This window comes from Notoacmeibacter sp. MSK16QG-6, from assembly GCF_024158145.1.
Classification (GTDB): Bacteria; Pseudomonadota; Alphaproteobacteria; order Rhizobiales; family Rhizobiaceae; genus Notoacmeibacter.
Genome location: NZ_JAMYXM010000001.1, coordinates 969155 through 991468, shown reverse-complemented (window position 1 = coordinate 991468; position 22314 = coordinate 969155). Strand labels below are relative to the sequence as shown.

General features: G+C 60.6%; 12 protein-coding genes. 2 read left to right on the top strand and 10 right to left on the bottom strand.

Features of this window, described 5'->3' with window-relative positions; translation table 11 throughout:
- Positions 1 to 167: 167 nt before the first annotated feature.
- A complete protein-coding gene (locus NIM86_RS04650) occupies positions 168 to 1415 on the bottom strand; it encodes a Zn-dependent hydrolase (protein WP_253379566.1) in 1248 nt (415 codons plus the stop codon).
- Positions 1416 to 1577: 162 nt separating this feature from the next.
- Here NIM86_RS04650 and NIM86_RS04645 point away from each other — a divergent pair, with 162 nt between their 5' ends.
- Positions 1578 to 2225, top strand: a complete 648-nt coding sequence (locus NIM86_RS04645) for a TetR family transcriptional regulator C-terminal domain-containing protein (RefSeq protein WP_253379564.1) — start codon at positions 1578 to 1580, stop codon at positions 2223 to 2225.
- A gap of 232 nt (positions 2226 to 2457) precedes the next feature.
- Here NIM86_RS04645 and NIM86_RS04640 read toward each other — a convergent pair whose 3' ends face one another.
- From NIM86_RS04640 to NIM86_RS04620, 5 genes are all read right to left on the bottom strand, one after another.
- Positions 2458 to 2778 (bottom strand): hypothetical protein, encoded by a 321-nt coding sequence (locus tag NIM86_RS04640; RefSeq protein ID WP_253379562.1) that lies wholly within the window; start codon positions 2776 to 2778, stop codon positions 2458 to 2460.
- 920 nt (positions 2779 to 3698) lie between these two features.
- Positions 3699 to 4265 carry a Panacea domain-containing protein gene (locus tag NIM86_RS04635; protein WP_253379561.1) on the bottom strand — a complete coding sequence of 189 codons (567 nt, stop codon included), beginning with the start codon at positions 4263 to 4265 and terminating at the stop codon, positions 3699 to 3701.
- Between the two features lie 674 nt (positions 4266 to 4939).
- Entirely contained in the window at positions 4940 to 6247 is a 1308-nt protein-coding gene (gene preA, locus NIM86_RS04630; protein WP_253379560.1) for an NAD-dependent dihydropyrimidine dehydrogenase subunit PreA, read from the bottom strand.
- Positions 6248 to 6262: 15 nt separating this feature from the next.
- Positions 6263 to 7621 carry an NAD(P)-dependent oxidoreductase gene (locus tag NIM86_RS04625; protein ID WP_253379559.1) on the bottom strand — a complete coding sequence of 453 codons (1359 nt, stop codon included), beginning with the start codon at positions 7619 to 7621 and terminating at the stop codon, positions 6263 to 6265.
- A gap of 187 nt (positions 7622 to 7808) precedes the next feature.
- Positions 7809 to 9194 (bottom strand): aspartate aminotransferase family protein, encoded by a 1386-nt coding sequence (locus tag NIM86_RS04620; protein WP_253379558.1) that lies wholly within the window; start codon positions 9192 to 9194, stop codon positions 7809 to 7811.
- A gap of 323 nt (positions 9195 to 9517) precedes the next feature.
- Here NIM86_RS04620 and NIM86_RS04615 point away from each other — a divergent pair, with 323 nt between their 5' ends.
- A complete protein-coding gene (locus tag NIM86_RS04615; protein WP_253380722.1) occupies positions 9518 to 11023 on the top strand; it encodes a SulP family inorganic anion transporter in 1506 nt (501 codons plus the stop codon).
- 3 nt (positions 11024 to 11026) lie between these two features.
- Here NIM86_RS04615 and NIM86_RS04610 read toward each other — a convergent pair whose 3' ends face one another.
- The 4 genes from NIM86_RS04610 to NIM86_RS04595 all read right to left on the bottom strand — a co-directional run bounded on the left by NIM86_RS04610 (position 11027) and on the right by NIM86_RS04595 (position 22256).
- Positions 11027 to 11554, bottom strand: coding sequence for a gamma carbonic anhydrase family protein (locus NIM86_RS04610; RefSeq protein WP_253379554.1), 528 nt, complete (start codon positions 11552 to 11554; stop codon positions 11027 to 11029).
- Positions 11551 to 11985 (bottom strand): heme-binding protein, encoded by a 435-nt coding sequence (locus NIM86_RS04605; RefSeq protein ID WP_253379549.1) that lies wholly within the window; start codon positions 11983 to 11985, stop codon positions 11551 to 11553. The genes NIM86_RS04610 and NIM86_RS04605 overlap by 4 nt, the downstream gene beginning before the upstream one ends.
- A 24-nt stretch (positions 11986 to 12009) precedes the next feature.
- Positions 12010 to 13680: an FMN-binding glutamate synthase family protein gene (locus NIM86_RS04600; RefSeq protein ID WP_253379548.1), complete on the bottom strand. Its 1671-nt coding sequence runs from the start codon at positions 13678 to 13680 to the stop codon at positions 12010 to 12012.
- Positions 13681 to 13763: 83 nt separating this feature from the next.
- On the bottom strand, positions 13764 to 22256 hold the full coding sequence (locus tag NIM86_RS04595; protein ID WP_253379547.1) for a GH36-type glycosyl hydrolase domain-containing protein: 8493 nt from the start codon (positions 22254 to 22256) through the stop codon (positions 13764 to 13766).
- Positions 22257 to 22314 lie beyond the last annotated feature (58 nt).

Here is a 22314-nt window from a genome sequence, read left to right as displayed (position 1 = left end):
GGGTCCACCGATGCGCTCTTCAAGAATGGCAAGCACGGATTGCAGAACGGTCTCCCTCTCGGAAAATGCGGCGCCGCTATTCCCTCGCTCCGTAGGGGAGCGGGATAGGGAGGCACGACGAGGCTTTGCCGAGCCGATGCCGTACTTGGGCGAGGGGGCTTTCATTCTCACCCCACCACCTCAGCCGTCTCCACCACGGCGTGGAGCAGGACGTCCGCGCCGGCCTGCGCCCATTCCTTCGAAATCTCTTCGGCTTCGTTGTGCGACAGCCCGTCGACGCAGGGACACATCACCATGGCGGTCGGATAGAGCTTGTTGACCCAGCAAGCGTCGTGGCCCGCGCCGGAAACGATATCGCGATGCGAATAGCCAAGCGTCTCGGCGGCGTTGCGGATGGCGGCGACGCAATCCTCGTCGAAGGCCGGCGGATCGAACTGGCCGACCACCTCGCTCTCGAACTCAACGCCGATCTCCTCGCAGAGCTTCGGCGCTTTTTCGTAGAACTCTTCCAGCATCGCCTCGATGATCTCCATCAAATGCGAGCGGAAATCGACGGTGAAGACGACCTTGCCGGGAATGATATTGCGGGAATTGGGATAGACGTCGACATGGCCGATCGCGCCGACGGCGTTCGGCTGATGCTTCATGGCAATTTCGTGCACCAGTTCGGTGATGCGGGCGAGGCCGCGCCCCGCATTCTTGCGCATCGGCATGGGTGTCGAGCCGGTATGGCTTTCCTTGCCGGTCACGGTGCACTGGATCCAGCGCAGCCCCTGCCCATGGGTCACGACGCCGATATCCTTGCCTTCGGCTTCTAGGATCGGCCCTTGCTCGATATGCAGTTCGAAGAAGGCGTGCATCTTGCGCGCGCCGACCTCTTCATCGCCCTTCCAGCCGATCCGCTCCAGCTCCTCGCCAAAGGTTTTGCCCTGCGCGTCGGTGTGCTGGTAGACGTCCTCCATGTCGAGCACGCCGGCGAAAACGCCCGACGCCATCATGGCCGGCGCGAAGCGCGTGCCTTCCTCATTGGTCCAGTTGGTGACGACGATGGGGTGCTTGGTCTTGATGTTGAGGTCGTTCAGCGTCCGCACCACCTCCAGGGCCCCGAGCACGCCGAGCACCCCGTCATAGCGCCCGCCGGTGGGCTGTGTGTCGAGGTGGGAGCCGACATAGACCGGCAGCGCGTCGGGGTCGGTTCCCTCGCGCCGCGCGAACATGGTGCCCATCTGGTCGACGCCCATCGTCAGGCCCGCATCCTCGCACCATGTCTGGAAGAGCGCGCGCCCCTTGGCGTCGTCATCGGTCAGCGTCTGGCGGTTGTTGCCGCCGGCAACGCCGGGGCCGATTTCCGCCATTTCGTGGATCGAGTCCCAGAGCCGGTCCGCGTCGATCCGCATATTGGACTGCAAGCTCATATCGATCCCTCCTTGCATTGACGCCAGCCGGAAACTTGACTGTTTGGTCAAAATCGGAGGCTATGGAATGAGAAAGGGCCGGTCAAGCGTTTCGTGCATCGTCCATAGGCAGAAGAGTGCGATGCACAATTAGCCGGCAATCCTGATGAAAGGCGACAGGTTTTGAGCACCATATCGGATCAGTCCAGCAACGACCCGGAAGGCCGGTCGCGTATCCAGAGTCGCAACCGCGAAACCATTCTGACGGCGGGGCGTGAGGTCTTCGCCAGACATGGGCTGCGTGGCGCGCGGCTCGACGAGATCGCCGCCCATGCCGGCATGAGCAAGCCGAACCTCCTTTATTACTTTCCGCGCAAACAGGACATTTACGCCGCGGTGCTGGAAGAGGTGCTGATGGGCTGGCTCATGCCGCTCGATGCGCTCGATCCGGATGGCGATCCGGTGGAAGAGCTTCGCCGCTACATCAGCGCCAAAATGGCGCTCTCCGCCGAGCAGCCCGAGGCCTCGCGCCTGTTTGCCGGCGAAATCCTGGCCGGCGCGCCGCATATCGAGCGCTTTTTGAAGACGGACCTTCGTCAGCTTGTGGAGAAAAAGGCGGGCACGATCCGCCGCTGGGTGGATGAGGGCCGGCTTGCGCCGATCGACCCCTATCACCTGATCTTCACCATCTGGGCGACGACGCAGCATTATGCCGATTTCGACGTGCAGATCCACGCCGTTCTCGGCAAACAGGCCGGCCGGGCCGGCTTTCACGATCAGGCGGCGCAGGCGGTGCTGAGCATTATCCTGAAGGGCGTCGCCCCGCGTTGAACGCACCCACCTCCCCCTTGAGGGGAGGTCGGAGAGGCAAGCGAAGCGAAGACGATCCGGGTGGGGGTTCTTGAACGAACTGTGAGGCGGACCACGCCCACCCGAAAGACGCTGCGCGCTAAGCCCTTCGCTTGCGCTCCGGGCGTTCGGCGCTTCGCAAGCCAAATCATTGGCTTCCGATCGGCCTGCGCCGACCGCTTCTCACCCCCTCAATGGGGAGGTGAAACGCCCCCTAATTCCGGCCCAGCATAAGCGTCTCATCGAAACGCTCATCCTGTCGCAGCGGGCGGGGCGCGCGCCTGGCGATCTCACCATCCCGCCAGCGCAGATCGGCCAGCGCCGCCTCCAGCAACTGCTCGCGTTCGGCATGGCGGTCGTCGCGCTCCATCGCATCGAGCCGCTCATGGCGGCGGGCGGCGCGGCGGTGATGCAGCAGCACCATGAGCAAGCCGAGCGCGAAGGCCAGCGGCAGAATCAGCATCAGCGCCTTGATTCCGTCCGGCGCGGACTGAAACGTATCGAGCAGATCGGCGCGGAAATTGTAGTCACTCATCGGCAACTCCCCGTTTCACGCTTGCCAGATAGAGACAAGCCAATGAAATCATTGGTGGAAACGGTCACCAGACGAGCTGGTGACCGGGGAGCTAGAAAAACCGTGCCTAGACGGCCGCCCCGACCTTTGGGCTTTCGCCTTGAACATGCGTCGAGGCCTCCCCGGCCATAGCTGGTCGAGAAGGATACCGGCCGGCTTCGATACCGGCCACTAGGCAGGGGTTTTCTAGGCCCCAGACCGGAATATTTTCCGGCCCACGATGTTTATAGGGGAAAGGAGCAGATGGGGGAAGGGTGGATCGGATGGTTTGACCTACCACAACGGAAGGTGCAATGCATGGCCACTTTTCAGTTCAGCCTAAACGGCCCCCAATTACGCGGCGACCAGCGATTCTCGCTCAGCCCGCCGATGCAGCCACGCCTTACGTCGGGCTAGGATGAGAGCTACAGCGCCGAAAATTAAACTAACATGATTGCATTCAACAAGGTCACATCCTCATCGGCTGCTATGCAGGCGGCGTAATATATTGCGATTACTAATAACCCAACGCACGCAAGTATCTGATTGCCCAAGGAGGACTAAAATCGGACGCAAACAGGCCAGCAGTAATGCGAGCCGTTTCTGCCTCACTCATCGGTTCCTTGGGCACAAAGACCCCTTTCTCACATCCCGCAACCATTCGATTAGCATTAGTTTGCAAAGGATCGCGGTAATATGCGTATGAAGGATGTCTTATAAACGGGTGCTCACCACCTTGAAAAACGCAACTCGGATCATGCCGTTTCGTGCGTATTGTGGTGATAGAAATAGCGAGGTGCTGACCCTGAGGGCACCTGTTGTTTAAGATCACAAAGAGGTGCATACCCGTAGCACCCGAGGGGATCAGCAGTGTATCGCCCCTCTTGGGATCGAATTCCAACTTACCTTTCCGCCGCCAAGATAAATTCGTGCATCCGACGGTGGCTCTGTACCTCTTCGGCCAGTTCCACGCAGTCGTCGCGACCAAGGTAGCGAAATACTTCTTCGTGGTGGATAGGCATCGAAGACCCATTAGGGTCACGCCATTCAGGAACGTTGGCTCGACCGTGCGTCCAATCACGAATTGCATATTTGTCGAAATCTTTGAATTTATCCCAAAGGCTCTCCAACACCGAAAGATCGGCACGCGAAAGGGTGTCAAGGGCGTCAAATTCCACATCGCCGTTTAGCGGTATGGCGTAACCGTCTCGCGGAGCTAGAAATTCGCTCCAAGTTTGATCTTCAGCGTTACCATTCATGAGGTTCAGAGTGACGGACGCTACGGGACCATCAGGCATAGAAAATAACCGATCATAAAACATCGGCTCGTCGAAGCGAGCCATAAATTCTCGCTCCGAGAGATACATCAGCTTCGATAGTTTAAGCACATTTATGCTTCCGCCTGATTTAAGGGCGAAGAACGCAGCGGCTTGCGCAGCTTTACGGACGTCGTATCCAGCGAGTAGCATAACATTCTCCAAATTTGAGCGTGACGCCCAGTGCTAGGCGTAACGCCTAGCACTGATTACAGAGGTCATGTCAATAGTAAATAATTCTATCGCCCCTTAATTACCAGTGCGCAACTCGGCGCTGTTTTTGTCGGTCTGTGTTGACTTCAAGCATTTTGAGCCGCGCCATCGGCATCCTCGTAGGCCACCGGTCAACATTCGCCACAATCTATCTACCCCCCCCTGCCAGCCGCCTTTCGGAGCAACGGGATCGCGAACCGGAGATTCTTGGGAGGGCGGTGACGAGCGCAGCGCGCCGGTGACGATCCGTGGTCATCGGCGGTGGGGTGTAGCAATCCCCTTTGGCTGCGGGTCGTCGATAGCCGAGGAACCGTTTGAGCCTGCGGGCGAGGGACCGGCGGCGGGGTTCCGCCACGGGCGTTCGACGCCCGGAAGGCGCCCGTCTGAAAAGCGAACGCCACAAATCGTCGGTGGGTGAGGGGCGGTTCGCCGAAGGCGAAGAAAAGGCCAACGATTTGGCGTTTTCAGCCCCGAACGGATGGTCGTGGCACTAAACATTTTTAGGAGCGACGATCCGGCCGCCGGCTTGCTCACTTCTTTTTCAACGTCGCCGGCCCGCCGCGCCGGTGGCGCGTTTTGCCCTGCGCGGCGTCGGGCGGAAGGAAGGGCGGCCCCTACTCCGCCGCTTCTCTCACGGCCGGATTGTTGGGATGCGTCGTCCAATTGGCGTAATCCGCATCGGCCGGTTTGCCGGTGCGCGGATCGATGCCGGCGATCTGCTCCATGGTAATGCAGTTCTCCACCGGGCAGACATTGACGCACAGATTGCAGCCGACGCATTCGGCGTCGATCACCTCGAAATGGCGGACGCCATCGACCAGATGGGTGATCGCCTGGTGCGAGGTGTCCTCGCAGGCAATGTGGCAGCGCCCGCATTTGATGCAGAGATCCTGATCGATCCGGGCTTTCGTGACGTAGTTGAGGTTGAGATACTGCCAGTCGGTGACGTTCGGCACCGCCGCGCCGCGAAAATCCTCGACGGAGGCGTAGCCCTTCTCGTCCATATAGTTGGACAGGCCGGCGATCATCTCCTGCACGATGTGGAAGCCATAGGTCATCGCCGCCGTGCAGACCTGCACCGTGCCGCAGCCGAGCGCGATGAACTCCGCCGCGTCGCGCCATGTGGTGATGCCGCCAATGCCTGAGATCGGCAGGCCGTGCGTGTCCGGGTTGCGGGCGATCTCGGACACCATGGAGAGCGCGATGGGCTTGACCGCCGGGCCGCAATAGCCGCCATGGCTGCCCTTGCCGTCGATGGTCGGCTCCGGCGCGAAACTGTCCAGATCGATGGCGGTGATCGAGTTGATCGTGTTGATGAGGCTGACGGCGTCCGCCCCGCCCCGCTTGGCCGCCTCCGCCGGTTTGCGGATATCGGTGATGTTCGGCGTCAGCTTCACGATCACCGGCAGATCGGTGTTTTCCTTGCACCAGCGGGCGACCATCTCGATATATTCGGGCACCTGGCCGACGGCGGAGCCCATGCCGCGCTCGCTCATGCCGTGCGGGCAGCCGAAATTGAGTTCGACGCCGTCGCAGCCGGTTTCCTCGACGCGCTTCAGGATCGCCTTCCAGGCGTGCTCCTCGCAGGGCACCATCAGCGAAGCGATGATGACGCGATCCGGCCAGTTCTTCTTGGTCTCGGTCATCTCCCGCAGGTTCACTTCCAGGTCGCGGTCGGTGATGAGTTCGATATTGTTGAGGCCGAGGAGCCGCCGATCCGCGCCATGAATCGCGCCGTAGCGCGGACCGTTGACATTGACGACGGGCGGACCGGCTTCGCCGAGCGTCTTCCAGACCACGCCGCCCCAGCCGGCTTCGAAAGCGCGCTCGACGTTGTACTGCTTGTCGGTCGGTGGCGCGGAGGCCAGCCAGAACGGATTGGGCGACTGGATGCCGAGGAAGTTGGTGGAGAGGTCAGCCATGGTCTTATCTCCCGTTCAGGCGCTCAGCGCCGCGTGAATGCTTTCGGCGGCGATCTTGCCGTCCTCGACAGCGACGACGGTGAGGTCTTCACCACCGGCGATGCAGTCGCCGCCCGCCCAGACCTTGTCCATCGACGTTTTGCGCTCGTCATCGACGGCGATCCGCCCACCATCGAGGGTGAGCGCTGCGCCTTCGGCTGCGACGCTGTCGGGCACGAAGCTCTGGCCGATCGCCTTGAAGATCTGATCGGCTTCCAGCGTCACCTCTTCGCCGGTGGCGCTCAGTTTGCCATTGGCGTCCGAGGCGGTCTTCTCGAAGGTGATGCCGGTCACGTCGCCATTTTCGGCATGGATGCGCTTCGGCTGCAGATTATAGCGCAGATGGACGCCGCGTGTGGCCGCCACCTCCTGCTCGTATCCCGAAGCGCTCATCGCCTCCTTGCCGCGGCGATAGGCGATGGTGACTTCGTCCGCGCCGAGATTCTTGGCCTGCACGGCGGCGTCCACGGCGGTCATGCCGCCGCCAATGACGACGACCCGGTTGCCAACAGGAACCTGCGATAGATCGGTTGTCTGCCGCAAATCGGCGATCCATCCAACCGCATCGGACGACCCAGCGCTGTCCGCTCCCTCCGCCGTCAGCGCATTGACACCGGCCAGGCCCATGCCCAGGAAAACGGCGTCGTAATCAGCGGTGAGGTCCCTCAGGTGGATGTCACGTCCGAGCGCCTTGTCGGTCTCGATGGTTATGCCACCGATGCCGAGAAGCCATTGCACTTCGGCCTGGGCAATGTCGTCGGTCGCTTTATAGGTGGCGATGCCATATTCGTTCAGCCCGCCGGGCTTTTGCCGCGCCTCGAAAACCGTGACGGTGTGGCCGTGCATGGAGAGACGGTGGGCGCAGGACAGGCCCGCTGGCCCGGCGCCGACCACCGCCACCCGCTTGCCAGTTTCCGCCGCGCGCTTGAACGGATGTTCCGTCGTCGTTTCCATTAGATGGTCGGTAGCGTAACGCTGCAGCATGCCGATCCGAACCGGCTGGTCTTCGGCGACTTCGCGCACGCAGACCTCTTCGCACAGCGTTTCGGTCGGGCAGACGCGGGCACACATCGCGCCGAAAATATTGGCGTCGAAAATGGTTTTCGCCGCGCCGTTAGGATTGTCGGCGGCGATCTGACGAATGAAGAGGGGAATATCAATGCCGGTCGGGCAGGCATTCATGCACGGCGCATCGTAGCAGAAATAGCAGCGGTCGGCCTCGACAGCCGCTTCGTGGGGATTCATCGGTGGGTGGAGGTCGCAGAAGTTTTCGCGCAACTGCTCAGCGCTCAGCCGGCCTGCTGAAATAGTTCCGCTACGCCGTTCGACACTCATGAAGAACTCTCCATCTCACGGTAACCGAGAGGGTAGCTTCGCATTTTTTACCGAAAGGTCAAATTTTTTCTGCGCAAAATTTGGGCGTGATTATTTTATGAGCATAATAGTCAGGTCTTATCTCGTTGCAGCGAAAGGGAAACGGCGGACAAGCGGTCGCCATTTCCCTGCCGGCTCCAGAGCTCGTTTAGCCGAAGACCCGCCCCAGTGCGCCATCCACTGCATCGGTGATGGCATCGATATCGCTTTCGGTCGCAATAAGGGCCGGGCTGAACAGGAGTGCGTTGTTAAGCCCATCGGCGAGAGAGCGATTTTGCGCGCCGATGATAACCCCCTGTTCCATGCAGTCGGCGGCGACCGCCTTGACCTTGGCCTCGGGCGCCGGCTCCTTTGTCGCCCGGTCGGCGACCAGTTCAGCGCCGCAGAAGAGGCCCTTGCCGCGCACATCGCCGATGATTTCGTGTTTCTCCATCAGCACGTTGAGATTGCCGAGCAGGCGTTCGCCCATCTTCGTGGTGTTGGCAAGTAAATCTTCGTCTTCGATGATGCGCATATTTTCCAGCGCAGCAGCCGGGCCGGACGTGCAGCCCCCAAAGGTGGAGATGTCGCGGAAAAAGCCCATTGGATCGTCCGGATCGTCCTTGAACTGATCGAACACCGCTTCGGTCGTCACGGTGCAGGAGATCGCCGCATAGCCCGACGCCACGCCCTTTGCCATTGTCACGAAATCCGGCTTCACGCCGTAATGCTGATACCCGAACCATTCGCCGGTGCGGCCGACACCGCAGACCACCTCGTCGATATGGAGCAGAATTTCGTATTTTTCGCAGATCTGCTGGACCCGTTCCCAGTAACCGGCTGGAGGCACAATAACACCTCCGCCGGCGGTGATGGGTTCAAGACAGAGGCCGCCGACCGTGTCCGGGCCTTCGCGGAGGATTACCTCTTCGATCGCATCGGCGGCGCGTTCTCCGTAATTGTCGACCTCGCCCCATTGGCTGCGATATTCAAGGCAGTGCGGCACTTCGATGAAGCCCGGCAGAAACGGGCCGTATTGCGCATTGCGTTGCGCCTGTCCGCCGGCGGACAGCGCGCCAAACGTTGTGCCGTGATAATCGCGCTCGCGATAGAGAATCTTCCACTTCTTGCCGCCGTGCTGGCGATGCGCGATCTGGCGGATCATCTTGTAGGCCTTCTCATTGGCCTCCGATCCCGAATTGGAATAATAGACCCGGCTCATCCCCGGCATCTTTTCGATCAGCTTTTCGGCGAAGAGCGCGCCGGGCACGGAGCCTGCGGCCCCGGCGTAATAATTCAGCTTCAGAAGCTGTTCGCGGATGACGTCAGCCATGCTTTCGCGACCATAGCCGATATTGACCGTCCAGACGCCGCCCGACACCGCGTCGAGATGCTCCTTGCCGTTGGCGTCCCAGATCTTCATACCCTTGCCCTCGACCATCACCTTCGGGTCGGTTGTCTCATAGGGCTTGTGCTGCGTGAGGTGGTGCCAGACGCGTTTCCTGTCGGCCTCTACCACGGCGCTCATATCATTCATGCCGAACTGCTGGTTCATGACGCTACTTTCCTGCCGCTCAAATTTTGTACGAGGCTAGAGCCGGCGCGTTGCCGACGCAATCGAAATGCTCAGCCACCATTGATGTGACGGACGCACACTTATCCTCTTACGTTAATGCTGGCGCATGGCAGCTACGCAAGGGGCGGCCTTGCGGCCAAATGCTGCACGCGCTAAACCGTTTCAAAATCCCATAATCTTCGTCTTCTCGGAGTCGCCTCGTGACAAAGTCGACGCTCGCCTCATTGGTTGCGCGCCCATCCTTCCTTAAACGCGCGCCGGAAACAGCGAACTTCAAGCCATCGGATATTGGCCGCGAAATTATGGCTGGCCTCACAGTCGCGTTGGCTTTGGTGCCGGAAGCCGTCGCTTTCGCCTTCGTGGCCGGCGTCGCGCCGCTCGTCGGTCTCTATGCGGCCTTCATCGTCGGGCTTGTCACCGCTGTCTTCGGCGGTCGCCCGGGTATGATCTCCGGCGCGACCGGGGCGCTCGCCGTCGTTATGGTCTCGCTGGTTGCCGAGCATGGGGTCGAATATCTCTTCGCCACCGTGGTTCTCATGGGCATTTTGCAGATCATTGCCGGTATCTTCAGGCTCGGCAAATTTATCCGCCTCGTGCCGACACCTGTTATGCTGGGTTTCGTCAACGGCCTCGCCATCGTCATCGGCCTTGCGCAACTCGGCCAGTTTCGCACTGCTGAAGCCAATGGCGGCCATGCCTGGATGCAGGGCGGGGAACTTGCGCTGATGCTCGGTCTTGTCGCTCTCACAATGGCGGTGATCTGGCTTGTGCCGAAACTGAAATCGCCAATTCCAGCACCGCTCGCCGGCATTGCCGTTGTTGCGGCTCTGGTGATCGTCTTCGGATTGGATACGCCCCGCGTCGGCGACCTTGCCTCCATCGAAGGCGGCCTTCCGCAGTTTCATCTGCCTCTCGTGCCGTTGAACTGGGAGACGCTCACGATCATCGGGCCTTATGCCGTGATCCTCGCGGCCATCGGTCTGATTGAATCCTTGCTGACGCTGAACCTGGTCGGCGAAATTGTCGAGGAACGCGGCGGCGCCTCTCAAGAGTGCCTTGCCCAAGGCGCGGCAAACACCATAACCGGCTTTTTCGGCGGGATGGGCGGCTGCGCCATGATCGGCCAATCGATGATCAATGTACGTTCCGGCGGGCGAATGAGGCTGTCCGGCATTTCGGCGGCGTTGTTCCTGCTCAGCTTTATCCTGTTCGCCGCGCCGCTGATCGAGATCATTCCGCTCGCAGCGCTGGTGGGTGTCATGTTCATGGTGGTGATCGGCACGTTCGCCTGGCGGTCGATCCTGATCATGAGAAAAATTCCGCTCTCCGACAGTTTCGTCATTGTCCTGGTGACCGCCGTGACGGTCGTCGCGGACCTTGCCGTCGCCGTGGTCGTCGGCGTCATTGTTTCGGCGCTGGTCTATGCCTGGAGCAATGCGAAACGCATCCACGCCGGCAGCCGGCTGAACCACAAGGGCCAGAAGGTCTATACTATCGAGGGACCGCTCTTCTTCGGATCGACGGATGGGTTCAGCGAACTGTTCGACCCGAAAGGTGACCCGGAAGAAGTCGTGATCGATTTCGCCAATTCGCGGGTTGTCGACCAGTCGGCCTTGCAAGCCATTGAGGATGTCGCCGCAAAATATGAGCAGCAGGGAAAGCGCGTCAGCCTGCGGCACCTGTCTCGCGATTGCCACCGACTGCTGAACCGGGCCGGTCAGCTTATGGTCGAGGAGGATGACGATCCCGATTACGGGCTCGCCGTCGATTACGATGTGCGCACCGGCTCGTTTTCCGGCGCGCACTGAAGTTCAGTCGAGCGGCGCCAGATCCTTGAGAAAACGCGCGGCGTTCTGAACGTAGTTCTCCGCGCTCATGCGTAGCGCGGAGATCGCGCCCTCATCGAGCTGGCGGATGACCTTGCCCGGCGCGCCGACGACGAGGCTGCCATCGGGGATTTCCTTGCCCTCCGTAATGAGCGCGCCCGCGCCGATCAGGCAGTTCTTGCCGATCTTTGCGCGGTTTAAAACGGTCGCGCCCATCCCGATCAGCGAATTATCGCCAATGATGCACCCATGGATGATCGCTTTGTGCCCGATGGTGCACCCTTCACCGATCGTGACCGGCGCGCCGGGGTCGGTATGAATCATCGTCATGTCCTGGATATTGGTGCGCGCGCCAATGATGATCGGCTCATTGTCTCCACGCAGCACCGCGTTGAACCAGATGCCGACCTGCGAACCGAGGACGACATGTCCCATGACTCGTGCGCCCGGCGCAACGAACACGGTGCCGTCGGTGAGCTCCGGACTGCGGTCGCCGAGACGGTAGAGCGTCATTCCGAATAGCCCTTCTTGTCCATCAAATATTTGATGCCAGCTTCGGCGCACTGCCTGTCCTGTGCGGGCGTCCCGGACGAAATGCCGATGCCGCCGACAACCGCGCCATCGACTTTGACCGGTAGCCCACCGCCAACCACCATTAGTCGCCCGCCAATGCCGGCGAAAATTCCATAGGCGGGTGCCCCCGGCTGGCTGGCCTCGCCATATTCATGCGTCGCCTTCTGCGCGCCGGACGCGGTGAAGCTCTTGTCTATGGCGATAGTGATTGACGTCACCTTGCCGCCGTCCATTCGTTTGAAAGCGAGCAGATTGCCGCCCTCATCGGTGATGGCTATGCACATCGGCACACCGATAGAGTCGGCCTCCGCCGCTGCTCCGTCAATGAGAAGTTGTGCGTCCTCTGCATCGAGCCGTTGAATGGTCCGCATGAAATATCTCCCTTCGTAAGACAGTCAGGTCTGTGAAAACACGCGCCTCGTCGCGTTCATGTGCGCCAGCGGAATTTCCTTCGCTGGCCGGAACGTATCGGCGCTGGCGGCTTGCCAGTGCCGGGCATACATCGTCTCGTCCGGCGCGTCGATCAGCGCATTTTCTTTCAGTAGGACGAAAGCGGTATCGAAGCTGTCCGCCTCCAGTACTTCCGGCCGAAGCGAGATATGGTGCGGCATAAGGTCTCGGGGATGCTCGACGCCCGCAGCGGCTGTGATTTCCGACAAAGCGTGTAAGGTCGCTTCATGAAAGGCGGCTGCGCGCTGGCCCTGAATTTCTGGCACCAGGCCCCGCTGGCGAAGCCGATCCTGCGTCGCGATGCCGGTCGGACATGTGCCTTTGTCGCAACGTTGCGCCTGGATGCACCCGATAGAGAACATAAAGGCGCGCGCCGCGTTGCACCAGTCGGCACCGAGCGCAAGATTCTCCGCCATGGTCCATCCGGAATAGACTTTGCCGCTGGCTGCCAGTCGCACCTTGTCGCGAAGTCCGGCTCCGACCAGCGCATTGCGCATATGGATCAGTCCGTCCCGCAAAGGCATGCCAACGTGGTTTGAGAGTTCGAGTGGGGCCGCGCCCGTGCCACCCTCTGCGCCGTCGACCACGATGAAATCCAGCAGGATGCCGCTCGTCCGCATCGCCTTCATGATGGCGAAGATTTCGTGCAACTGACCGACGCAGAGCTTTATTCCGACCGGCTTGCCGCCCGATAATTCTCGCATCCGAGCGGCAAATTCGAGCATCTCGACCGGGGTTGAGAAGGCGTTATGCCCGCGCGGCGAAAGGCAGTCCTGCCAGGGTTCGATCTTGCGGACGCTGGCAATCTCCTCTGTTACCTTTGCGCCGGGCAATAGACCGCCATGCCCAGGCTTTGCGCCCTGTGACAGTTTGATTTCCGTCATCTTGATCTGATCGATCTGCGCCGTATCGGCAAAACGCGCCGGGTCGAAATGGCCATCGCTGTTGCGCGCGCCGAAATAGCCCGACCCGATCTCCCAGACGAGATCGCCATTATGCTTGCGATGGTAGGGCGAGACTCCGCCTTCGCCCGTATCGTGATAGAAATTGCCGCGAGCCGCGCCCCAGTTCAGCGCTTCGATGGCGCGCGCCGATAGCGAGCCGAAACTCATCGCTGAAATATTCAGGATGGAGGCGTTGTACGGCTTGGCGCATTGCTCGCCGCCAATATCGACCCTTGGATGATGATCCGGCGCCTCGCATGGCGCGATGGAATGGTCGAGCCAGCCATACCCGGCTTTGCCTACTTCGAGTTCCGTTCCGAAAGGGATAGTGCCGCCATGGCCTCTGGCGCGCGCATAGACCAGATTTCGGGCCTGCACGGAGTATGGCGTATCCTCCAGGTCGCCCTCGACAATATAAGCTCGTAGATAAGGTCTTAGATCGTAGGCGAGCCACCGTATCCGCGCGGCAATAGGATAGTTGCGCGTGATCGTATGACGCTTCTGAAACATGTCGTAGAGACCGGTCGCCACGCCCACGGCGGAGAGTACGAAGCCGATCGTCCACCAGAGCGAATGATAGAAGCTCAGCAATCCGAATAGAACAGTGCCGGCTATCGCGACGACTAACAGGATGTAGCGCTGGAAAAAATCGGGATAGTTCGTCTGCGCCATGGTCCGCTTTCATCGTCATTGCTGTGAGCCTGCGGAGACATAGGGCCATGCCTCCGCTTGCCCATGCATCACGATTGCGGTTCCTAGTTCAAAACGAAGCCTTCGCCCTCGCTCTGTTCCTCCAGACCGTTGACGCGCACGACGATCCGCCCATCGATCCGTTCGGCCTCAATTCGGTAGGAGAGCCCGTTCTGACGGAGCGTAGCCGAATAGCCGTCCCAATGGCTGGGAATGGCAGGCTTGACGAATAGCCGCTCGCCCTGACGCCTGATACCGAGGATGGCTTCCACCGAACAGCGATAGAGCCAACCGGCCGATCCGGTGTACCAGGTCCAACCGCCCCGACCGCGCCGGTCCTCTTCGCCATAGATATCCGCTGCCACCACGTATGGCTCGACGCGATAACGCTGCATATCCGTTTCGCTCAACGCGTGGTTGATCGGCAGAAGATGCGAGTAGGCCTTCCAGGCATCGTCCGGCCGGCCCATTTCAGCCAGCGCATAGGCCGTCCAGATGGCGCCGTGGGTGTACTGGCCGCCGTTCTCCCGAACGCCTGGGGGATATCCTTTGATATAACCGGGGTTCTTTGCCGTATGCTGGAAAGGCGGGGTGAAGAGTTTGATGATCTTCACCTCGTCGTCGGTCAGAATTTCCAGGACCTTGTCGAGCGCTTTGCCACTGCGCTCAGGGTTGCCTTCGCCGGACAGAACACTCCAGCTCTGCGCAATCGTATCGATACGGCATTCATCGGACCGATGGCTGCCGAGCGGCGTTCCATCGTCGAACGAGCCACGCCGGTACCAGTCGCCGTCCCAGCCCTCATTTTGCAAGGCTTCGCGCAATTCATCGCGACGGGCGGCCCATCGCTCGACGCGCGCCTGATCACCTCTGGCTTCCGCCAGCGGTATCATCGCCGACAATCCACCGGCCATGAACCAGCCGAGCCATACCGAAGTACCTCGGCCCTCTTCGCCGACGCGGTTCATGCCGTCGTTCCAGTCGCCGCCGAGAATGAGCGGCAGCCCGTTCTCGCCACGCCGGGCGCAGCCGAGATCGAGCGCCCGCGCGCAATGCTCGTAGAGCGACACCGTCTCGTCGAGTACCTCTGGCGTATAGAAGGCGTCATGCGCGCCGGGTTCCAGCGCCGGCCCCTGGATGAAGGGAAGCTCGGAATCGAGAAAGCCGGTATCGCCCGTTACCCGGACGTAATGCGCCGTCAGATAGCCGAGCCAGACCACGTCGTCCGAAATCATGGTGCGCACACCTGCGCCTGTGCGAGGCAGCCACCAGTGCTGCACATCGCCTTCAGGGAACTGACGACCTGCCGCGTTGAGAATCTGCGCCTGCGCGTAGGACGGATCCTGAAGAAGCAGAGCCGATGTATCCTGTAGCTGGTCGCGGAAGCCATAAGCGCCGGAGGCTTGATAGAAGGCCGACCGCGCGCGGATGCGGCACGCGAGAGCCTGATAGGGCAGCCAGTGATTGACCATGAGATTCATGGCTGGATCGGGCGTCTCGACCTGCAGCGTACCAAGAAATTCGTCCCACTCCGCCTTCGTTGCGGCGAGTTGTGGTTCGAACCCTTCGTCTCGCAGCGCTTGGGCCATTTCCGATGCCTGCTCGGCCGATTCGCTGTCACCGAGGATGATGAGAACCTCGACCGTGCCATTGGCAGGCACATCGATATCGGAGGTAAGGGCCGCGCACGGATCGCCTCCGATAGCGGTCGTGTTGTCGAGTGCGGCTCCCTCTGCCACGGCTTGCGGAAAACGTATCGACTGGCCGCCGATGAAGTTTCGCCGCGAAGCCGTATGCGATGAGACCGGCGTCGAAAGCGCCAGGAATGCGTAGCGGCCCGAAAAATCGACGGAATAGGGGTTGGTAGCGCTCAACACACCGGACTCTTCGTTGAAATCCGACGCGATGAAGGGCGCCGACTGGCTACCATTATTGCCGAGTACCCATTCGGCGACGGCATAGAGTCGCAATCTGCGAGGCCGGTCGAACTCATTCTGGATCCGAAGGCGCGTCAATTTGGCGTTTCGCCCATCAGCCATCGCCATCGTGGCGTCCAGCCGCAGGCCACCACCCGCTGCATGAAATGCCGAATAGCCCATGCCATGACGCGCTTCGTAGGGTTCGGAAGCCGCTCCCGCGAGCGCAGCGAACGGCGTCAGTGTAATGCCGCTTTCGAGATCGCGGACATAGAGCGCTTCGCCGGGCCGGTTCAGAACCGGATCGTTGCTCCACGGCGTCAGCTGATAGTCGCGCGAATTGATACTCCAGGTAAACGCCGCGCCTCCGGCAGAAACGTGAAAGCCGAAATCCTTACCGGAGATGACATTGATCCAGGGTTGAGGCGTCCGCTCTCCGCCTGTCATCCGGACAACATATTCTCCGGTTTCAGGGTCGAAGCCGCCCATTCCGTTCCAGAACAGCAGATCGTCGCCGCTCTTGGCGACGGCCGCCGGCTGGGGAATGGCGGTCGGTAGCGGCTTTTCGTCTTCGCGCGCGAATAGCGGCACGGACAAGTCGTCCTCCGTCTCGCTGCCGAGCCGTGCAAGTTGCTGCGAAAGCCGTCCATTGCGGGTGTGAAGCGTAATGCGCGCAGCCGCCAGCAAGGCGTCATAAGTCGCCTGATCCATCAGGTCGTGGCGAACGGCGAAGATGTGAGATCGCGCGGCATCCGACAGCCCGCGATGGCGTGCGTTCTCGCAGAGGATATCGACGGCCTGCTGCATGTCCTGCGCATAGGATGTCACCCGTTCGTTCAAGATGACGAGATCGAAGACATGGCCGCGTCCCCGCAGATACTCCTGCATGGCGAGAGCTTCGCTGACGATTTTCAGATCGTTTTCGTCGTCGGTGCGCAGCACGAAGATCGGATGATCACCCGATATGCCGAGCGGCCAGAGTGCGCTCTGGCTGGCCAGCCCGTCTCGAACGGCATCTTCGCCGATCCGTAGATCCATATCGGGATAAATGAGATAGCGGGCGAGCCGCTGAAATGTTTCGGCGTCTTCGCTCGTGATATTGATATGGCGTAGCTGAACCTGGCTGCGGGTCCATGCCAGCTGGCTCTCGTGGTTGAACGTCTCGGTATGGCGATAATGGGCGATACGGTCGTTCAATGTCTCACGGTCGGCTGCCGCAAGCGTCCAGAATGTGATAGTCGCCTTCTTGCCAGCCGGAATACGCACGATCCGTCGCAGCGACATGATCGGGTCAAGCGTGAAACCAGACGATCCCGTCAGTTCTGCGCCGGGGTCGAAAGCTGAAGCCGATGCCAGATTGCGCTCCCTGCCGATGAAAGCCCTGCGGTCCGTCTCGAACTGGGTCGCGCGCTTCTGGCCCGCCGTCTCGGTGATGAGATGAGCGACGTGTATATCCGGTTCGCCCAGCGTTCGTTTGTTACGCGTGGCGATGATTGCATCGCCTGCAGGGTCGATCTCGGTGCGGACAAACATTTTCGAGAAAGCCGGATGGGCCATGTCCGCCTGATCGGCGGATAGCACGAGTTCGGCAAACGAGGTGACTTCGATCAGCCGGTCTGCACTGCCGCTGTTGCTAAGGGTAAGCCGGCGACCTTCGCCGTCGCCTTCTGTCGTGACGAGAATGTCGAGACTGGAACTGATCGTCCCAACGCGCTTTCGGAACTCGGCCTGTGAATCGGTGAAGACGGCGACCGATCGTTCATTGGGCGCGCTTCGTGGCTCGCCGGTCGTGCTCCACCACTGGCCGGTCGCCGCATCGCGCAGGAAGATATATTGCCCCCAGCTATCTTCCACGGGATCGGGCCGCCACCGTGTAATCGCCAGGCCGTTCCAGCGCGAATAGCCCGCGCCTGTCGCCGTAACCATGACATTGTAATGACCGTTGGAAAGCAGATGCGTCCGGCGGTCCGAATGCGTCGGCTCATCATATATTTGCATGGCTGGCGCGGCGAGAGCGCTGCCGTCGCGCTTCTGCCGCATCACCTCTTCTGAGCGCGACACGGGCGCGACGGTGCGCGGCGCGCGTTCCTGCAGAAGAAGCTCGGCCGCTTCAATCACCGGATCGGAATGGAACAGTTCGCGCAGCCGGCCCGATGTGACAACGTTGGCGGCAGCGCAGATGCTCATGCCCTGATGATGGGCGAAATAGGATCGGATGACGGCGCATTTCTCACCCTTTGGCAGGCGCGATGGCGTGAAATCGACCGATTCGTAAAACCCGTATGCGCCCTGTGCGCCGATATCACGCAGCCGGTCCATGTTTCGAATGGCGTCGCTCGGGCTGACCTGGCTGGCAAGCATTGTCGCATAGGGCGCGACAACGGCATTGCGGGCGAGGTCTCGCTTCAGGCCGAGGGACGGTACGCCGAAATTGGAGTACTGATAGGTCAGCATATGGTCGCGCGCATTATAGGCCGACTCCGAAATACCCCACGGCACGCCGAGTTCACGGGCGTAGCGTTGCTGGACGCGGACCACCATGCGGTTGGTCTGGTAAAGCAGACCGCCCTGTCGCTCGTGCATGACAAGGGGCGGCATGAGATATTCGAACATCGAACCCGACCACGAGGCCAGGGTGGCGCGCCCGGAAACTGGCACCACCGGCCGGCCAAGGCGGAACCAGTGCTCGTTGGGAACATCGCCCTTCGCAATGGCGAACAGGCTGGTCAGGCGCGCTTCCGAAGCGAGCAGGTCATAGCAGGAATCGTCCAGTTCAGCCTCGTCGACCCGATAGCCGATCGACAGCAGACGCCGCCTCTTATTCATGAGGAAACCGAATTCCATGTCGAAGGCCAGGCCGCGGGCGGTCTCCGAAACATCGGTCAGGCGCCGCCGCAGCCGATCCATCGTTTCACGGCTTGTGCCGGGATCGTTGAAGTGGGCCTCGCAGGTCCGCACCAAAGCGCTGGACCAGAACACCAGTCGCCGGCTGTTGTCGCTGCTCACTTCAAGGTCGATATCGAGAGCCAGACGCTCGATTTCCTGAGCGACGGTCATCAGGCCGGTGGCTTTGACCGAGGTGATGGCGGCGCCCCTGTCGAGCGCAGTGACGAAACTATCCAGGCGCTCCGTCAGGCGGGCCCGGAGCGGCCGGATCGTCCGCCGATCATTGGGAATGTCATCGAGCGCCTCGGAAACGATGGTAGCCGCATCGCGAATGCCTTCCGCATCGGCATGCATGAAGGCAGCCGGCGCTGCTGCTGCCTCCTTCAAGGCGGAAGACACGACGATCAGATGACCTGCCAGATTGCCGCTGTCGACCGCTGAGATATAGCGCGGCGGCAGGGGCTGAAGACTCTTCGTGTCATACCAGTTGTAGAGATGACCGCGATGCTTCTCCATCCGCCGAAGCGTGACCAGCGTCGCCTCGATCCGGCTGAGCATCTCTTCGAAACCAATCCAGCCGAGATCGCGCGCCGAAACGGTTGAAATCAAGTACAGCCCGATATTGGTTGGCGATGTCCGGGCGGCCACGACCGCCTCTGGGTCTTCCTGAAAATTATCTGGCGGAAGATGGTTGTGCTCTTCGCTTACGAAGGTTTCGAAATAGCGCCAAGTCCGCCGGGCGATCCGGCGCAGTGCCCGCTGCTCGTCCTGCGACACGAAGAACCGGTCGTCCGTTTCCGCTGAGCGCGAGACCTGCCAGGCGACGAGCGGCGCGAAGAACCATGCAACGGTTATGGGCAGGGCGACGAACGCGCTGTCATTGCCGTAGGAGAGGGCAAGCATCAGACCGATTGCGGCAATGACCGACGAGGGCCACATCAGTTCCAGATAGGCGAGGGGCGAGCCGGCTGCGCTCTTCTGCATCTGCGCGGCTGTTTTCCATTCCAAAAGCTGTCGGCGGGAAACGAACAGGCGATAGAGCGTACGGCCGACGGCATCGGCCGCATACCAGGCCGTGTGCGCCATAAAGGCGACGCGCAGCCCTGTCTGGCCGAGCAGTGTCAGCAATTCCCAGCCATAGGTCCTCAGATGAGAGCGGATGGTGACGCCGACGGGCGGCGACAGAAAACCCATGAAAAGCGACACGACCGGCGAAATGATCAGTACGGCGATCAGGACCAGTTGCCAGACCAGCGCCGGCCATACGCCGAACTTTACCCAACCTGCTATAGAAGCGAGAACCCAGGCGATCGGCAGAAGAGACCGCCGAAGATTGTCGATCATCTTGAAGCGGTTGAGTGGCGTAATGTCCGAATCGCTACCGAAAATAAAGGGAAGAAGCTGCCAGTCACCACGTATCCAGCGATGCTGCCGCCCGACCTCAACGGCATACTTGGTCGGGAAATCCTCCACGAACTCGACGTCGGTGACGAGCGCCGAGCGGGCGAGTGCGCCCTCCAGCAGATCGTGGGAAAGGACCGTATTGTCCTCGATCCGCTCGGCCATTGCCTGTCGAAATGCATCGACATGGATCAGGCCTTTACCCGTGAAACTGCCCTCCCGGAAAACGTCCTGATAGGTATCGGAAACGGCGAAGACGTAGGGGTCGAGGCCCCGATTCGAAGAGAACATCCGCTGAAAGGCGGAGGCTTCTTCGCCGGTCGTCAAAGACGGTGTGATCCTAGGCTGCAGAATGCCGTATCCGCCGGTCACGCGATTGCTGTCCGGGTCGTTGATCGGCGCATTTAGTGGATGCGCCATCTTGCCGACGAGTTTGGTGACCGTATCACGAGGCAATCGCGTATCGGAGTCGAGCGTCAGGACGAAGGCGATGTCGTCCGGCAATGCGTGAGCCGGCTTCATATAAGTGGTATGGGTTTCGCCGCGCAGGACATCGAAGAGTTCTTCGAGCTTGCCGCGTTTTCGTTCCCAGCCCATCCATACATCGTCGACTTCTTCGTAGACGCGTCGCCGATGCAGGAGAAAGAACCGGCGTCGGCCCGTATGGGCATAGGTTTCCGCCAGCGTATCGATGGTCCGCTGCGCATATTCCAGAAGTTCGCTGTCTTCGGACCGTTCTTCGACGTCCGCATCGGGCCAGTCGGAGAGGAGCGCGAAATAAGTCTCGCCCAGCGGATTGCTTAAATAGTGGACTTCCAGATTGCGGGCGAGTTCGTCGATCGTGTCGCGGTCGCCGATCATGCAGGGGACGACGACAAGGGTTCGCGCTTCGCGTGGAATGCCGTCGCGATATTCATAGCCCGGCATGTGATAGGGTTGCACCATGTAGGACGACAGCATGTTGAAGATGCCCATCGCCGCCTCTGAGGCCGGTAGCGCCAGCAATAAGAGGAGAATGGCCGCAGCCGCCGCGCCCTCGATGGCCCCGATGGCCATCGCCGCCACTGCCAGGAAGCTCAAGGTCAGGAGCGTTACCGGCAACGCGATGCCGAACCAGCCGAGACGGGAGAACAGAAGGCGCATTCGCTCGCGCGGACGGCGCCGATAGCCCAACCGGTCGCGAAGCGCTTCGATGCCATTTCCAACGAGGTAATAGCCGATATTGCCGACGATTAGAGGATCGGGCAGCTCGGCGCCTTGGCGCGCCATTTCAATGACTGTGTCCGTGACTTCCATTTCAGAAGAGTTGGACCGTCTTGCCAGGGTTTCGATGCGCTCGCGATACCGGTTGCGTGAACGTGGATCGAGCAGTTCGAAATCCGTTGTGACCCGCAGCCTGCGGTCGACGGCGGACAATCCCTCGAACCAGCTGATCCAGTCCATATCGTCAATAGCGCGCAGCGAACTGATGATATTGCCGACGATCACATTGGCTGACGAGACGCTGTTCTGCTGCGCGATCAGCATTTCTTCGGCTTCGACACCGTCTTCGGCGAATGCCTTCTCTAGCCACTGAAGGACGGTCTGCGCGCGTTCGGAACCATCCCGCAGGCGATAGAGAAGCTGCGCTGAAAAGGCATGTTCTGCGATGTCGCAGCGGGATTGTGTGAACTGCCGTTCCGCCTCTTCGTCGGTTTCGGCCGCTAGCATACGGTCCGCTAGATCATTGGCCTTCTGCCGCAATTCGCGGCCCAATTGCACGCGCTCGGACGCGCGGCGCAAATTTTCCAGAAGCACGAAACGCAGAAAGGCGGGAATAGCCCAAATCTCGCCGATCTTTAACGTTTTGACGCTTTGAAAGCCTTCCGTGATGGCGGTCAGTGTGTGGCTGGAGAAAGCGCTGTTGGTATGCGCAACGTAAGTCCAGGCCAGAGCAAGAACCCTCGGCACTTCCTGGCCGGCATCTTTTACAGCGGTGCTGGGAAGCTGGTTATAGAATTTGATAGGCAGATCGCGTCGGACCTGCCTGAGGTTCTCTTCTACGAGGTGGTGATTGTCGAGAAGCCATTCGGCCGCCGGGGAGATGGGATAGCCCTCTTTCGCGGCGTGGGCGGTCGATTCGTAGCAGGCGTCGATGACCTTCTCGTTGTCGCGCTCACGGCGGCGAAAATCGAAGGGCTGAAAGAACTGCAACGGTGCCTGGGCGGTGCTCGCCAGGCGTTCGCCGGTAGCGCCGAACTCGTCGTCAGAAAGGAATTTGTCCCGAATAGGCGGTGTCAGTCTTCGATTCTGCGGGCCAATACCGACGGAGGGTTCGACATTATCCAGTTTGGAGGCGGGGGATTGATAATTCATCGATGATCCGTCGGGGCCAGAAGGGGCAACTTTTTGAAATAGGCCAAGGCTGCCCGAC